13 protein-coding genes are annotated in these 14445 nt (G+C 64.4%); 5 read left to right on the plus strand and 8 right to left on the minus strand.

The window, feature by feature from the left end; genetic code table 11:
* Genes mutL through NGM28_RS01055 form a run of 4 tightly spaced genes read right to left on the minus strand, consistent with a single transcriptional unit; the run spans nucleotide 1 to nucleotide 4651 of the window.
* On the minus strand, nucleotides 1-1899 hold the full coding sequence (gene mutL, locus NGM28_RS01040) for a DNA mismatch repair endonuclease MutL (protein WP_240066376.1): 1899 nt from the start codon (nucleotides 1897-1899) through the stop codon (nucleotides 1-3).
* Nucleotides 1896-3326, minus strand: a complete 1431-nt coding sequence (locus NGM28_RS01045; RefSeq protein WP_240066377.1) for an N-acetylmuramoyl-L-alanine amidase — start codon at nucleotides 3324-3326, stop codon at nucleotides 1896-1898. Before NGM28_RS01045 ends, mutL begins: the two co-directional genes overlap by 4 nt.
* Nucleotides 3327-3338: 12 nt before the next feature.
* A complete protein-coding gene (gene tsaE / locus NGM28_RS01050; protein ID WP_240066378.1) occupies nucleotides 3339-3812 on the minus strand; it encodes a tRNA (adenosine(37)-N6)-threonylcarbamoyltransferase complex ATPase subunit type 1 TsaE in 474 nt (157 codons plus the stop codon).
* Nucleotides 3800-4651 carry an NAD(P)H-hydrate dehydratase gene (locus tag NGM28_RS01055; protein ID WP_252088435.1) on the minus strand — a complete coding sequence of 284 codons (852 nt, stop codon included), beginning with the start codon at nucleotides 4649-4651 and terminating at the stop codon, nucleotides 3800-3802. The genes tsaE and NGM28_RS01055 overlap by 13 nt, the downstream gene beginning before the upstream one ends.
* Before the next feature lie 65 nt (nucleotides 4652-4716).
* Here NGM28_RS01055 and queG point away from each other — a divergent pair, with 65 nt between their 5' ends.
* Nucleotides 4717-5781: a tRNA epoxyqueuosine(34) reductase QueG gene (queG, locus tag NGM28_RS01060; protein WP_252088556.1), complete on the plus strand. Its 1065-nt coding sequence runs from the start codon at nucleotides 4717-4719 to the stop codon at nucleotides 5779-5781.
* Between the two features lie 880 nt (nucleotides 5782-6661).
* On the opposite strand, the gene NGM28_RS01065 is transcribed toward queG, so the two are convergent.
* Together NGM28_RS01065 and orn are read right to left on the minus strand one after the other, a co-directional pair.
* Nucleotides 6662-7273: a trimeric intracellular cation channel family protein gene (locus NGM28_RS01065; RefSeq protein ID WP_011535955.1), complete on the minus strand. Its 612-nt coding sequence runs from the start codon at nucleotides 7271-7273 to the stop codon at nucleotides 6662-6664.
* A 92-nt stretch (nucleotides 7274-7365) separates the two neighbouring features.
* The gene (gene orn / locus NGM28_RS01070) at nucleotides 7366-7908 is read right to left on the minus strand and encodes an oligoribonuclease (RefSeq protein WP_213658537.1); all 543 of its coding nucleotides are present in this window, start codon (nucleotides 7906-7908) and stop codon (nucleotides 7366-7368) included.
* Nucleotides 7909-8179: 271 nt separating this feature from the next.
* On the opposite strand from orn, the gene rsgA reads away from it, so the two are divergent.
* Both rsgA and NGM28_RS01080 read left to right on the plus strand, forming a co-directional pair.
* Entirely contained in the window at nucleotides 8180-9211 is a 1032-nt protein-coding gene (rsgA, locus tag NGM28_RS01075; protein WP_240066968.1) for a small ribosomal subunit biogenesis GTPase RsgA, read from the plus strand.
* A 210-nt stretch (nucleotides 9212-9421) separates the two neighbouring features.
* A complete protein-coding gene (locus tag NGM28_RS01080; RefSeq protein ID WP_252088436.1) occupies nucleotides 9422-9901 on the plus strand; it encodes a molecular chaperone Tir in 480 nt (159 codons plus the stop codon).
* Nucleotides 9902-10026: 125 nt separating this feature from the next.
* On the opposite strand, the gene motB is transcribed toward NGM28_RS01080, so the two are convergent.
* Together motB and motA are read right to left on the minus strand one after the other, a co-directional pair.
* Nucleotides 10027-11061, minus strand: a complete 1035-nt coding sequence (gene motB / locus NGM28_RS01085) for a flagellar motor protein MotB (protein ID WP_240066966.1) — start codon at nucleotides 11059-11061, stop codon at nucleotides 10027-10029.
* 3 nt (nucleotides 11062-11064) lie between these two features.
* A complete protein-coding gene (gene motA / locus NGM28_RS01090) occupies nucleotides 11065-11916 on the minus strand; it encodes a flagellar motor stator protein MotA (protein ID WP_011535960.1) in 852 nt (283 codons plus the stop codon).
* 130 nt (nucleotides 11917-12046) lie between these two features.
* Here motA and NGM28_RS01095 point away from each other — a divergent pair, with 130 nt between their 5' ends.
* Both NGM28_RS01095 and NGM28_RS01100 read left to right on the plus strand, forming a co-directional pair.
* Nucleotides 12047-13582, plus strand: a complete 1536-nt coding sequence (locus NGM28_RS01095; protein WP_240066965.1) for an HDOD domain-containing protein — start codon at nucleotides 12047-12049, stop codon at nucleotides 13580-13582.
* 45 nt (nucleotides 13583-13627) lie between these two features.
* On the plus strand, nucleotides 13628-14437 hold the full coding sequence (locus NGM28_RS01100; RefSeq protein ID WP_252088437.1) for a rhodanese-like domain-containing protein: 810 nt from the start codon (nucleotides 13628-13630) through the stop codon (nucleotides 14435-14437).
* The last annotated feature ends 8 nt before the right edge of the window (nucleotides 14438-14445 follow it).

The following is a 14445-nucleotide window of genomic DNA, read 5'->3' on the forward strand; positions in this document are numbered from 1 at the left end:
TCATCGCCCCCGCAGGAACAGCTTGTCCAGGTCGTCCAGGCCCATCTGGGTCCAGGTCGGCCGGCCGTGGTTGCATTGCCCGCTACGCTCGGTGTTTTCCATGTCGCGCAGCAGCGCGTTCATTTCCGGGATGGCCAAGCGCCGGTTGGCGCGCACGGCGCCGTGGCAGGCCATGGTCCCGAGCAGTTCGTTCAGGTGCGCCTGGATGCGGTCGCTGGTGCCGTACTCCATGAGGTCGGCCAGCACGTCCTGCACCAGGCGGTTGGCCTCGGCCTGCTTGAGCAGTGCTGGAATCTGGCGGATCGCCACGGTTTCCGGGCCCAGGCGTTGCAGCTCGAAGCCCAGGCGCTGGAACCACTGGGCGTGCTCCTCGGCGCAGTCCGCTTCGCGCTGGCTGAGCGCCAGCGACTCGGGCACCAGCAGCGGTTGGCCGCTCAGGCCCTCGCTGGCCATGGCCACCTTGAGGCGCTCGTACATGATCCGCTCGTGGGCGGCGTGCATGTCCACCAGCACCAGGCCGACGGCGTTCTCGGCAAGGATGTAGATGCCCTTGAGCTGGGCCAGGGCGTAGCCCAGCGGCGGAATATCGCCTTGGCTTTCTGGCAAGGAAGCAGGTGCGGTGCCTTCCAGCGGCGCGTAGAACTCGCGGTACACCGCCTGCGACTCGGCGACCGGCAGCGGCTGGGATGGGCGAGGTGTGTACTGATATTGGTAGCCCGAACCAGCACCACTGCCCGGGGTAAACGACTGACGCGACTCGCCCTGAGGCTGCTCCAGCACAGGCGAGGCCAGACGCATTTCACCTTGCGGGCCGAACTCGCCAACCTGCTGCCCGCTGGGGCGGACGATTTCGCTGGCAGCGGCCGGCGCCGCCAGCTGGTCTTCCGGGCGCACATCGGCCAAGGCGCGGTGCAAGGTGCCATAGAGGAAGTCATGGACCATCCGCCCTTCGCGGAAGCGCACTTCGTGCTTGGTCGGGTGCACGTTGACGTCGACACCGGTCGGGTCGCACTCGAGGAACAGCACGAAGGTCGGGTGCCGGCCATTGAACAGCACGTCGCGGTAAGCCTGGCGCACCGCGTGGGCCACCAGTTTGTCGCGTACCGCGCGGCCGTTGACAAAGAAGTACTGCAGGTCGGCCTGGCTGCGCGAGAAGGTCGGCAGGCCAACCCAGCCCCACAGCCGCAAGCCATTGCGTTCGACATCGATCGGCAGCGCCTGCTCGAGGAAGCCCGGGCCACAGATCGTGCCGACGCGCCGCGCCCGGGCCGTCTCGTCAGCGGCTTCGTGCAGGCTGAAGATGGTCTTGCCGTTGTGGCGCAAGTGGAAGCCCACATCGAAGCGCGCCAGCGCCAGGCGCCGGATCACTTCCTGCAGGTGGTCGAATTCGGTCTTCTCGGCCTTGAGGAACTTGCGCCGGGCCGGCGTGTTGAAGAACAGGTCGCGCACTTCGACGGACGTGCCGACCGGGTGCGCGGCAGGCTGCACGCGCGGGGTCATGTCACGGCCTTCGGTTTCCACCTGCCAGGCTTCGCCGGCGTCGGCGGTGCGTGACGTCAGGGTGAGCCGCGCCACCGAGCTGATCGAAGCCAGGGCCTCACCGCGAAAGCCCAGGCTGAGCACGCCTTCGAGGTCTTCCAGCTCGCGGATCTTGCTGGTGGCGTGGCGCGCCAGTGCCAGCGGCAGGTCATCCGGCGCGATACCGCCGCCATTGTCGCGCACGCGCAGCAACTTCACGCCGCCCTGCTCGACTTCGACCTCGATGCGCCGGGCGCCGGAGTCCAAGCTGTTTTCCAGCAGCTCCTTGGCCACCGAAGCCGGGCGCTCGACCACCTCGCCGGCGGCAATCTGGTTGGCCAGCCGCGGGCTGAGCAGCTGGATACGCGAACCGCCACTCATTGCTGGGACGCCAGGGTGGTGGCTGGGATATCGAGGTGCTGGCCGACCTTCAACTCGTCAGTCTTCAGGTTGTTGCTGCTGCGCAGGGCCGTGACGCTGACCTGGTAGCGCACGGCGATCATCGCCAGTGTCTCGCCTGGGCGCACGGTGTGGTCACGCGGCCCCTGGGCAATCTTGCCGCTGTCGCGCAGCCAGGCAATGTAGGTGCCTGGTGGCGGGTTCTGCTGGAAGAACTGGCGCACACCGGTGTGAATCGAACGCGCCAACGCCTGCTGGTGGCTCTTGGTTGCCAGCTTGGAGGCTTCGTTGGCGTTGGAGATGAACCCGGTTTCAACGAGGATCGACGGAATGTCAGGCGACTTCAGCACCATGAATCCAGCCTGCTCCACCCGCTGCTTGTGCAATGGCGTCACCCGGCCCATGTTGCCCAGCACCTTCTGCCCGACATTGAGGCTGGAGCTGAGCGTGGCGGTCATCGACAGGTCGAGCAGCACACCGGCGAGCATGCGGTCCTTGTCGTCGAGGCTGACGTTGCCGGCGCCACCGATCAGGTCGGAGCGGTTTTCCGTGTCGGCCAGCCAACGTGCCGTCTCGGACGTCGCACCCCGGTCCGACAGGGCGAACACCGAGGCACCGAAGGCCGCTGTGGACGGCGCGGCGTCGGCGTGAATGGAGACGAACAGATCGGCGCCCTTCTTGCGGGCGATCTCGGTGCGCTTGCGCAACGGGATGAAGTAGTCGCCGGTGCGGGTCAGCTCGGCGCGGTAGCCCTTCTCGGTATTGATCTGGCGCTGCAGCTCCCGGGCGATTTCCAGCACGATGTCTTTCTCGTGCTGGCCGCGCGAACCCGAAGCACCTGGGTCTTCACCACCATGGCCGGCGTCGATGGCGACGACGATGTCACGCTTGCCAGCGGGTGCTGGCGGCAGCTTGATGGCTGGCTGCGCCGGCGTTACCGGCACCGCAGGCGTGGTAGCCGGCGGCTGCGGCGTGGGCGGCGGCGTCGGGTTGCTGGCGGCAATGGCGTCGGCTTCCTGGTCGTACAGGTCGACCACCAGGCGGTTGCCGTACTGGGCGTTGGGTGCCAGGACGAAGCTTTTCGGTGAAACGGCCTTCTTCAGGTCGACCACCACACGCAGGTCGGTAGGCGTGCGCTGGGCCGAACGCACGCTGGTGATCGGCGTATTCGAAGTGGAAACGTTCAGCGGCGCACCCAATGTGGCGCCATTGATGTCGATCACCAGGCGATCGGGTGCGGTCAGGGTGAAGACGCTGTGCTGCACAGGCCCGGACAGGTCGAAGACCAGCCGCGTGTTGTCCGGAGCGCGCCACAGGCGCATGCTCTTGACTTGAGTGACGGCCAGAGCGTCGACGGTCACCGCGGTCAGCAGCAGCCCAACGACGGCGACCAGTGCGCGTATGCGCATACCTTTCCCCACTTACTGTTTGAATGCTTCGGCCAGAACGGCACACCAGGATTCGCCGCGAGCCCCCTGCGGCGACAGGTTCAGCGAACGTCCGCCCGCCTGCGGGCTTATGGTAATGGTCAGGTCGGGCTTTGGCAAAACGCCCGCACCTTTATCGGGCCACTCGAACAGGCACAGCGGATCACCCTCGAAATAGTCACGAATCCCCATGAACTCGAGCTCTTCCGGGTCGACCAGGCGGTACAGGTCGAAGTGGAAGGCGCGAATGTCGCCGATTTCATAGGGTTCGACGACAGTAAAGGTCGGACTTTTCACCGGCCCGGTGTGACCAAGGCCACGAATCAGACCACGGGAAAGCGTGGTCTTGCCCGCGCCCAGGTTGCCCTCGAGAAAGATCACGCCACGACCGCCGGTCACTTCGGCCAGCTTCGCGCCAAAGGCGACGGTGGCCGGCTCGTCGGCCAGAAACAGGGTTAAGCCTGACACGCTGAATGCTCCTCCAATAACGCTCTAATGACCGGGACCAGATCGCTGGCCGCCAGCCCTCTACCTTTGATACCCAGGCGCTCGCCGGCACAGGCGTGCAGCCATACCCCCAGGCATGCGGCCTGCCACGCCTCCAACCCTTGGGCCAGCAGCGCGGCCAGCACACCGGTCAGCACATCGCCCAAGCCAGCACCGGCCATGGCCGGGTGGCCCCGCCCACACAGCGCCAACTGCCCGGCAGGGTCGGCCACCAGTGTGCCCGCGCCCTTGAGCACGCAGACGCTGGCATAGCGGCGCGCCAACTTGCGTGCCGCACCCGCCCGGTCGGCCTGCACCGCCTCGGTGGAAATGCCCAGCAAGCGTGCCGCCTCGCCCGGATGCGGGGTCAGGATGCTGCCGCTGGGCAAGGCCAGTGGCGCACCCGCCAGCAGGTTGAGGGCATCGGCGTCCCAGACTTGCGGCAAATGGGCGTGGCTCACCGCCGACAACAGGCTGCGCCCCCAGGCCGCCTGCCCCAGGCCGGGGCCGACCACAAGCACCGAAGCCCGTGCAAGCGGGTTCATCAGCTGGTTGGCCGAGGTCACGCCCAGCCACATGACCTCCGGCAAGCGGGCCAGCCCGGCACCGAGGTGCTCGGGGCGGGTAGCCACGCTGACCAGGCCTGCGCCACAACGCAGCGCCGCCTCACTGCTGAGCATGACCGCGCCACCGGTGCCCAGGTCGCCGCCCACCACCAGCACATGGCCGAAATCGCCCTTGTGGGCGTCGGCGGCGCGGGGCGGCAGCCTGGCCAGAGTCAGGCTGCTGAGCGGCATTGTGGGGTGTTTGGTCTGAGGCATGGGGTCAAAGGCTCCGATGTCTGGCAGAATTATACGCACCTGTGCCTGTAATGCCTTATCCATCCATGCCCGCCACTACTCCAGACATCGCCACACTGGCCCAATCGATCAAGGATTGGGGCCTCGAGCTCGGTTTTGCCCATGTCGGCATCGCCGGGGTAGACCTTGGCGAGCACGAACAGCACCTGCAGCGTTGGCTTGCCGCGGGCTACAACGGTGAAATGGAGTACATGGGCGACCATGGCCACAAGCGCTCGCGCCCGGCCGAGCTGATCCCCGGCACCTTGCGGGTGATCTCGCTGCGCATGGACTACCTGCCCGGCGACACGCAGATGGCCAAGCGCCTGGCGGAGCCGGAAAAGGCCTATATCTCGCGCTATGCCCTGGGCCGCGACTATCACAAGCTGGTGCGCAAGCGCGTGCAGCACTTCGCCGACCGTATCCAGGAGGCTATCGGCCCGTTCGGCTACCGCGCTTTCGTCGACAGTGCACCAGTGCTGGAAAAGGCCCTGGCGCAAGAGGCCGGCCTGGGCTGGATTGGCAAGAACACCCTGTTGCTCAACCGCAAGGCCGGCAGCTACTTCTTCCTTGCCGAACTGTTCGTCGACCTGCCGTTGCCGATCGATGGCATACAGGGGAGCGATCATTGCGGCCGCTGCCAGGCGTGCCTGGACATCTGCCCGACCCAGGCCTTCGTCGGGCCCTACCAGCTCGACGCGCGGCGCTGCATCTCGTACCTGACCATCGAATTGCGCCATGCCATCCCGGTCGAACTGCGGCCGCTGATCGGCAACCGGGTGTTCGGCTGCGACGACTGCCAGATCGTCTGCCCGTGGAACCGCTTTGCCAAGACCACGACCGAGGACGACTTCATGCCGCGGCGTGGCCTGGACAACATCGAGCTGGCCGAGCTGTTCCTGTGGGACGAGCCGCGCTTCCTCGCCCGCACCGAAGGTTCGCCGTTGCGGCGGGCGGGGTATGAGCGGTTCCTGCGCAACCTGGCGGTGGGGTTGGGCAATGCGCCATCAACCATTCCGGTGCTGGAGGCGCTGAATGCGCGGCGGCATGATCCTTCTGATCTGGTGCGTGAGCATGTGGAGTGGGCACTGGCGCGACACGGCGCGCTTTGACCTTCTGCTTCTGCGATCGAATGATTAACCACCAAACCCGCTAGCGACAGCTGCGCCTGTCCAGGCGCTGCCCGTAACTTCGCGACTTCAGGAGGCTGAGCGCAGGCGTCTGGAGGGCCAGGTGCGCAGCACCCTTCGGCGTAGCCGAAGGCGCGAGATGTAGACTTGCGCAGCAAGTCGTAGGCCGCGCGGGCCCGGAAGGCGCCGGAGCGAAGGGACCCGGAGCGTAGCGGAGGGCCGTATGAATGGAGCGCAGCGTTTTTTGGTTACTTTTGTCCGGCCGGCGCCCCGGGCGTTTGACAAAAAGTGACCCGCCGTAAGGGCGGAAAGGTGACTTCGAGTCGCTGTAGCAAATGGATATACATATAGCTGTAGAGACCTACTTAGCTTTGACTTTGACTTTGACTTTGACTTTGACTTTGACTTTGACTTCCAGAGTATTGGCCTGAAGTCTGCGAGCATATCCATTGACGATAGAGACGCTGACTCACCTTTTCGCCCTTACGGCGACCTTCTTTTGCTCGCGGGCAAAAGAAGGCAAAAACCGCTGGCTCCGTTCATCCGGCCCCTACGCTTCGCTCCGGGGTTCCCTCACGCCGGCCTTGCTCCCGCGTGGACGCACTGAAGGGCCATCCATGGCCCATCAGTGCTCGACGGGCATCCATGCCCGTCGCCCCGCTACGCAAGTCCTACGTTCGGCCTCCTGAAGTCGCATTTGGCGGTGCCTGAACTATTGCGCACTTAGAAGCAAGATCAAGATCAAGATCAAGATCAAGATCAAGATCAAGAGATATGAACTAATTATGTAGTGACAGCTTCGCCGGCAAGCCGGCTCCTACAGATTGAGCAATAGGCCGAGAGCATACGACTCCAACGTGAATCAATGCTGATCGTTGTAGTGGAACTTGGGCATTTCCCAGTGGAACCTGATCGCCAGTAGCCGCACCAGGAACCCACCGAACAAGGTCAGCAGCATCGCCTGCTCCGCAGGCACCTTGAAGTACACGCACCCCAGGTAGAACCACGCCGCGGCGAACGACACGCTGGCATACAGCTCACGCCGGAACACCAGCGGAATGTCGTTGCAGAAGATATCCCGCAGGATCCCGCCGAACACACCGGTGATCACCCCACTGATCGACGCGACCAGGAACCCCTGCCCCATCTCCAGCGCAGTCATGCAGCCGATCAAGGTGAAAGCCACCAACCCCAGCGCATCGAGCACCAGGAACAGCGAGCGCAAGTGGCGCATCAACGGCGCGATGAAGATGGTCAGCAACGCCGCGAAACTGGTCAGCACCAGATATTCCGGGTGTTTCACCCAAGTCAGCGGATAGTGCCCAAGCAGCACGTCACGCACCGAGCCGCCACCCAGCGCGGTGACACAGGCGATCAGCACCACGCCGAACCAGTCCATGCCTCGACGGCCGGCGGACAGGGCGCCGGTCATGGCTTCGGCGGTGATGGCGATGAGGTAGAGCATCAGCAACATGGTGCAGGTCCGTGCGGGAAAGGCGCGCAGTCTAACCAGTCAGGCGGGGCACCAAAAGGGGGCGCGCCGACGATCATCGGCGCACGGCAAGCTCAGAACTTGATGAAGTGCTCGCGGTAGTGGCGCAACTCGGCAATGGACTCACGGATATCGTCCAGCGCAAGGTGAGTGCTGCCTTTCTTGAAGCTGTCACGTACATCCGGCGCCCAGCGGGCCGCAAGCTCCTTGAGGGTGGAGACGTCGAGATTGCGGTAGTGGAAGTAGTTTTCCAGCCCGCGCATGTGACGGTAGAGGAAGCGGCGGTCCTGGCAAATGCTGTTGCCGCAGATCGGCGACTTGCCCTTCGGTACCCACTGCTCGAGGAAGGCGATGGTCTGCGCCTCGGCCTCGGCCATGCTCACCTTGCTCTCGCGCACCCGTTGGGTGAGGCCCGAGTTGCCATGGGTGCGGGTGTTCCATTCGTCCATGCGCGCCAGCACTTCGTCGCTATGGTGAATGGCGATCACCGGGCCTTCGGCCAGGGTGTTCAGGTCGCTGTCGGTGACGATGGTGGCCATCTCGATGATGACGTCGCTGTCCGGATCCAGGCCGGTCATTTCCAGATCGATCCAGATCAGGTTCTGTGGGTTCTGCATGAAAAGGCTCCTCTGATAGGCCGTCATATTAGCCTAGTGTCCTGTCTCGGAAATACGTTCTCTTTTGGCAAGTGGCTTGGGTGTTCGGCCAAGGCGCCACGACGATTCATAGCAGGGCCATGGCAAGGAGTGGCAACGCCGGCCGCGCGCCCAAGACGCCGTCAAAAGTGAACAGCTTGTTTCCGAGACAGGACACTCGCGAAGTTGGTCGTGGGCAGGCCGTGCTAAACTGCCTGCCGTTTTCTTTCTGCCTCGCCGACACGGAACCTTCATGGCCAAACGCCAGCTCAACCGCCGCCAGAACTGGCGCATCGAAAAGATCCAGGGCGAGCGCGCCGCCCGCGCCGCCAAACGCGAGCAGCATGTGCTGCAAGAGCTGGAGGGTGGTGACCTGGGGCCGGAGCAACTGGGCCTGGTGATCGCCCACTTCGGTGTGCAGGTCGAGGTCGAGGCCCAGGACGGCGAAGCGGCCGGCCAGGTCTTCCGCTGCCACCTGCGCGCCAACCTGCCGGCGCTGGTCACCGGCGACCGCGTGGTGTGGCGCGCCGGCAACCAGGGCATCGGCGTGATCGTCGCGCAGATGCCACGCACCACCGAACTGTGCCGGCCGAACAACCATGGCCAGCTCAAGCCGGTGGCGGCCAACGTCGACTTGATCGTCATCGTCTTCGCCCCGGCCCCCGAGCCGCACCCCAACCTGATCGACCGCTACCTGGTGGCCGCCGAGCACGCCGGCATTCGCCCATTGCTGCTGCTGAACAAGGCCGACCTGATCAACGAAGAGAATGCGCCGACCCTCAACGCCATGCTGGAGGTGTACCGCAACCTCGGCTATCCGTTGCTGGAAGTTTCCGCTCACCAAGGCGACGGCATGCAGCGCCTGCAACAGACGCTGGATGGCCATATCAGCGTGTTCGTCGGCCAATCGGGTGTGGGCAAGTCGTCGCTGGTCAACAGCCTGCTGCCCGACGCCGGCACCCGTGTCGGCGACCTGTCGGAATGGTCGGGCCAAGGCACCCACACCACCACCACCGCGCGGCTGTACCACTTCCCCAACGGCGGCGACCTGATCGACTCGCCGGGTATCCGCGAATTCGGCCTGGGCCACGTCAGCCGTGACGATGTGGAAGATGGCTTCATCGAGTTCCGCGAGCTGATCGGCAACTGCCGCTTCCGCGACTGCAAGCACGACCGAGAACCGGGCTGTGCATTGCTCAAGGCACTGGAAGGCGGCCAGGTATCAGAGCAGCGCATGAACAGCTATCGTTCGATCATCGCCAGTCTGCCAGAAGATAGCTATTAAGGCTTTTCTGTAGGAAGTTTTACCGGGAGCCGTAGGACGGCTCTCGTTTTTTCGTCATCCCTTGTTGATTGCTCGACCTTTCACCGATTGTTCCGCCCAGGATCCGTCGCCAACCCGCGACGCCCCTGCACGGCTCAAGGAAGGTCACACAATGACAAAATCAGCACGCAACCTGCACTGCGCCTACCTCCCACAAGGAGAACAGGACTGATGCCGGTCTTCATCAGCTACCCCCACGGCGACCGCCTGGACGCCTTCATCCTCAACGAGCGCATGTTGCTCGAAGGCATTCCCACCCAATTGGTACTGTTCGATTGCAACGGGCAGACCTTCGACGACCTGCATGGCAATTTTTGCCAGCAGATGAGCGATGCCACCCACTGGATCGGGCTGGTGTCCGACAGCAATGCTGAAGATTGGTGGACCGCCTGGCTGCTCGGGGCCGCGGCCATTACCAACCGGCGAATAAGCTTCTACCACACGGGCGAGGGAAGCCCGCCGGAACGTTTGGGCAAATGGCCGGTGATGCGCGAACGCAGCCATATCGATCTGTTTGTATTGGCGTATCACGATGAACAGACGTTCGGACGGGGGATGTCATCATCCACGGGACGAAGGGGCTTCAGCGATCGGGACAACGCCGACTTCTTCCATGCCGATCTCAAGGCCAAGATCCGGCGGGGGTTCTGAGCGGCAGGGGGGAATCCTATAGGAGCGGCTTCAGCCGCGATGCAGCCAACGCGGGCCTGCACCCGCTTCGCGGGTGATCGCGGCTGAAGACGCTCCTACAGAGGCCGCATTGCGACCTTTATCGGTTACTGGCCCTTGGCCTCGTCCATCTTCAATACACCATCCTCGAAGATGTTCAGCTTCTGGCGCAGCTCACGCGGCTGCATCGGCTCCTGCGCCGCTTCACCCGCCGCACCTGGCGCAGCGGGGGCTGCGGCGCCGGGGGCAGCATTGGCGGGAGGTGTCGCCGCAGGCGGCGCGTCCGGCGCACCTTGCTCGCCCTCGATGTTGCGCTGGGCCTTCTTGGTCAACACGATGATGTCGATCCGCCGGTTGACCGGGTTGAACGGATTCTCCCGGTCGAACAGCGACGACGACGCATAGCCGACCACCCGGGCCACCTGGCCGTCCGGATAGCCACCGGCAACCAGCGCGCGGCGCGCGGCGTTGGCGCGGTTGGCCGACAGCTCCCAGTTGCCGAAGTCACCGGTGCCGGCATACGGCTTGGCGTCGGTGTGGCCGCTGATGCTGATCTTGTTCGGCACCGCCTTGATGGTGTCGGCCATGGCCAGCAGGATGTCCTCGAAGTACGGCTGCAGGCGCGCGCTGCCCAGGTCGAACATCGGCCGGTTCTCGGCGTCCATGATCTGGATGCGCAGGCCGTCCTGGGTGATCTCGAACAGGATCTGGTCCTTGAACTTCTGCAGCTGCGGGTTTTCCTCGACCTTGTTCTGCAACTCCTGCAGCAGCAGCTCCAGGCGCTCGCGCTCAACCTGCTCGGCCATGGTCTCGACCTGGTCCTTGTCCAGCTGGATGCTGGTGTCAGGCGTCGGTTCCGACTTGGTTTCCGGGTTGATGGTCTTTTCCGGCGCCAGTTGCGGCGAACCACCCAGGTCGATGATGTACGGCGTGCCGCTCTCGGAGAAACCGATCGGGTCCTTGAAGTAGCCGGCGATGGCGATCTTCTGCTCGGGCGTGGCGGTGGACAGCAGCCACAGCACGAGGAAGAACGCCATCATCGCCGTGGCGAAGTCGGCGAAGGCAATCTTCCAGGCACCGCCATGGTGGCCGTCGCCAAAGCGCTTGACGCGCTTGACGATGATGGGCTGATTGTTCTCCATGGCTTAGCGACCGCGTACTGCTTGTTCCAGCTCGGCGAAGCTCGGGCGGTGGCCCGGGTACAGCACCTTGCGACCGAACTCGACCGCCAGCGACGGCGGCATGCCAGAGGCGGAGGCCACCAGCGAAGCCTTGATCGCCTCGTAGACGTTCAATTCTTCCTTGGCGTCGTGACGCAGGGCATTGGCCAGAGGGCCGAAGAAGCCATAGGCGGCGAGGATACCGAAGAAGGTACCGACCAGCGCCGCACCCACGTGCAGGCCGATGGACTTCTGGTCGCCGTCACCCAGGGAGGCCATGGTCACCACGATACCCAGTACCGCCGCGACGATACCGAAGCCTGGCATGCCGTCGGCGATACCGGTCACCGCGTGGGACGGGTGCTCCAGCTCTTCCTTCATGCTCAGCAGCTCCATGTCGAACAGGCCTTCGAGCTCATGGGGCGCCATGTTGCCGGTGGACATGATGCGCAGGTAGTCGCAGATGAACGCGGTCATGCGCTCATCGCCCATGACTGCGGGGTATTTGGCGAAGATCGGGCTGGCCGCCGGGTCCTCGATGTCACCCTCGATAGCCATCATGCCTTCACGACGGCTCTTGTTGAGGATCTCGTACACCAGGCCCAGCACTTCGAGGTAGAAGGTATGGGTGAAGCGGGTGCCGAACATCTTCAGCGACTTCTTGATCACATGCATGGTCATGTGACCAGGGTTGGCCTGGAGGAACGCACCGAAGGCCGCGCCGCCGATGATCAGCACCTCGAACGGTTGGATCAGTGCCGCGATCTTGCCGTGGGAAAGCACGTAGCCGCCGAGCACACTCGCGAATACGACGATGATGCCGATAATTTTAGCCATAAGTTGAAAGCACTTGCTGTCGTGGTCAGGGTAGGGAGCGGGAGCTTGAAAACTCTTCTTCTACTTATCGGCAGAACTGCGCCAGACTATAGCCACTCAATGCGAAAAGCCAGTTCGGACTGATGTCAATATGCCAATTGAAACCAAGGTGCCAAGTCGGGTCCCGTCGAGTCTAGAGGCCTGGGTAAAGCTGCTCGACGGGATTCGCGTGCCGATCCCGAAGGACAGCCACGACCGTGTGCTGCAGGCCATCAACGACAACCGCCGCTCCCTGCGCGACATCGCCGAACTGATGCAGGACAGCCCCGCGCTGGTGCTCTGCGTGATGCGCGAAGCCAACCACCCGGCCAACGCCAGCCAGGCGGAACCCGCCGAAAGCCTGGAAATCGCCCTCAACCGCCTGGGCCTGGCGCGCACCAGCCAGTTGCTGGCCCGCCTGCCCGCCGTGCCCGACGACGAGATCCCGCCGGTGCTGCGCCAGTTCCTGCTGATCAGCCAGCACGCCACCCAGCAGGCCAACGGCCTGTTCGCCAGCCGCCTGGCACGCCTGTGGCAAGAAATCCACTGGGGCAGCCTGCTGTTCCTCTCGCCGCTTTGGCCGTTGGCCCTGGCCTACCCCAAGCTGCTCGATACCTGGGAGCTGCGTGTTATCCACAAGGGGGAGAACGCTGGCGAGGTCGAGCAGGAACTGTTCGGCGTGCGCATCATGCAGCTGTGCCAGGCCATGGCCCAGCACTGGCGGTTGCCCGAGTGGGTGACCCAGGGGTACCGCCTGCTGATGGACGAACGCGAACAACTGGCGCAGGTGCTGAGCATTGCCCGCGAACAGGATCCGCTGGTCCAGCAGCAACGCCTGGACGAGGAACCGGCCTTGCGCCGCTGGTTCAACCAGCCACCGAACACCGTGCTGCTGGCCAACGGCCTGGCCCTGGCCGCACAGGTGGGTTGGGACAACCCGCACTTGCTGCGCTGGCAGTTGCTCACTGCGCTCTATCTGCAAACCACGCTGGACGACGTCCAGCAGCAGGTCCACCAGCAGGCCGCGGCCAGTGCCCGTCATCACGCGCAGCATGCCCTGTTCCATCCTGCCGAGGCACTGATATGGCCCTGGCACCAGCGTCGCCCGCACCCGGACATGCTCACCCCGCCGCCGCCCGCGCACCAGGATCTCGAACGCTGGCGCAAGCTGTGCGCCGAACTGCTGGCCCAACCGAGCCCGTTCAGCAACGCCGTGCACCTCGCCACCCAGGCCTGCGAAGCCCTGCTGGCCTGCGGCATGCAGCGGGTGATGCTGTTGATGCTGGACAAGCCCAATGAATGCCTGCGTGTGCAGCAATTGGCCGGCCTGCCGAAGGAGGCTGGCGCCCAAGTGCTTCCGCTGGCCGGGAGCAAACTGCTTCAGCGCCTGCTGAGCCAAGCCACGCAACTGCGCCTGACCCCCGAGAACCACGCGCAGTTCGCAGCACTGATGCCCGCGCCACTGCGCGCCTTCTTCAAGGGCGAACACCTGCTGCTGCGCTCGCTGGCAGTCAATGGCCAACCCTTGATGCTGATGGTCGCCGATCAGGGCGGCAAGCCCTTGGCCGACGTCGGCGTACAGGCCTTCGGCAAGACCGCACAGTGCGTGGAACGTGCCCTGGCCACCTTTGGCGCCCGCCATTCATAGCCGCCTTGCGCTACAATCGCCCTCTTTCCACCCTGGAGATCGTGGATGACTGATTTTTCCGGCTTGCCCCTGGTGATCGAGCCCGCGGACCTGCTGCCGCGCCTGGATTCGCCACAGCTGATCCTGGTCGACCTGACCAGCGTCAACCGCTATGGCAGCGGGCATATCCCCGGGGCCCGCTTCGTCGACCCGAAACGCACCCAGCTGGGCCAACCGCCAGCGCCTGGGCTGCTGCCAGCCCGTGCCGACCTGGAAAAACTGTTCGGTGAACTCGGCCACCGCGACGACGCAGTCTATGTGGTCTACGACGACGAGGGTGGTGGCTGGGCCGGGCGCTTCATCTGGCTGCTCGACGTGATCGGCCACAAGGGCTACCACTACCTCAATGGCGGCATCCAGACCTGGCCGGCGGACAAGCTGTCCACCGAAACGCCTGAAGTCGCTGGCGGTCCGGTGAAACTGCAGCTGCATGGCGAACCCACCGCCACCCGCGAATACCTGCAGAGCCGCCTGGGCGCCGCCGACCTGGTCATCTGGGACGCCCGCGGGCCGCTGGAATACAGCGGCGAGAAAGTCCTGGCAGCCAAAGGCGGGCACATCCCCGGCGCGATCAACTTCGAATGGACCGCCGGCATGGACCTCAACGACCACCTGCGTATCCGCAAGGACATCGCCGATGTTCTGCAAAACCTGGGCATCACCCCGGACAAGGAAGTGATCACCCACTGCCAGACCCACCATCGCTCCGGTTTCACCTACCTCGTGGCCAAGGCCCTCGGCTATCCACGGGTCAAGGGTTATGCCGGTTCCTGGGGCGAATGGGGCAACCACCCCGACACGCCCGTCGAAGTTTAAGGACGCTC

The sequence above is a fragment of the Pseudomonas sp. MWU13-3659 genome (assembly GCF_023757525.1).
Lineage (GTDB): Bacteria > Pseudomonadota > Gammaproteobacteria > Pseudomonadales > Pseudomonadaceae > Aquipseudomonas > Aquipseudomonas entomophila_E.

Coding starts and splice junctions, on each gene's coding strand:
- NGM28_RS01080 (WP_252088436.1), top strand. CDS start 9,422: ATGCCGGTCTTCATCAGCTACCCCCACGGCGACCGCCTGGACGCCTTC.
- motB (WP_240066966.1), bottom strand. CDS start 11,061: ATGGAGAACAATCAGCCCATCATCGTCAAGCGCGTCAAGCGCTTTGGC.
- queG (WP_252088556.1), top strand. CDS start 4,717: ATGCCCGCCACTACTCCAGACATCGCCACACTGGCCCAATCGATCAAG.
- NGM28_RS01100 (WP_252088437.1), top strand. CDS start 13,628: ATGACTGATTTTTCCGGCTTGCCCCTGGTGATCGAGCCCGCGGACCTG.
- NGM28_RS01055 (WP_252088435.1), bottom strand. CDS start 4,651: ATGCCTCAGACCAAACACCCCACAATGCCGCTCAGCAGCCTGACTCTG.
- NGM28_RS01045 (WP_240066377.1), bottom strand. CDS start 3,326: ATGCGCATACGCGCACTGGTCGCCGTCGTTGGGCTGCTGCTGACCGCG.
- motA (WP_011535960.1), bottom strand. CDS start 11,916: ATGGCTAAAATTATCGGCATCATCGTCGTATTCGCGAGTGTGCTCGGC.
- orn (WP_213658537.1), bottom strand. CDS start 7,908: ATGCAGAACCCACAGAACCTGATCTGGATCGATCTGGAAATGACCGGC.
- rsgA (WP_240066968.1), top strand. CDS start 8,180: ATGGCCAAACGCCAGCTCAACCGCCGCCAGAACTGGCGCATCGAAAAG.
- NGM28_RS01065 (WP_011535955.1), bottom strand. CDS start 7,273: ATGTTGCTGATGCTCTACCTCATCGCCATCACCGCCGAAGCCATGACC.
- NGM28_RS01095 (WP_240066965.1), top strand. CDS start 12,047: ATGCCAATTGAAACCAAGGTGCCAAGTCGGGTCCCGTCGAGTCTAGAG.
- mutL (WP_240066376.1), bottom strand. CDS start 1,899: ATGAGTGGCGGTTCGCGTATCCAGCTGCTCAGCCCGCGGCTGGCCAAC.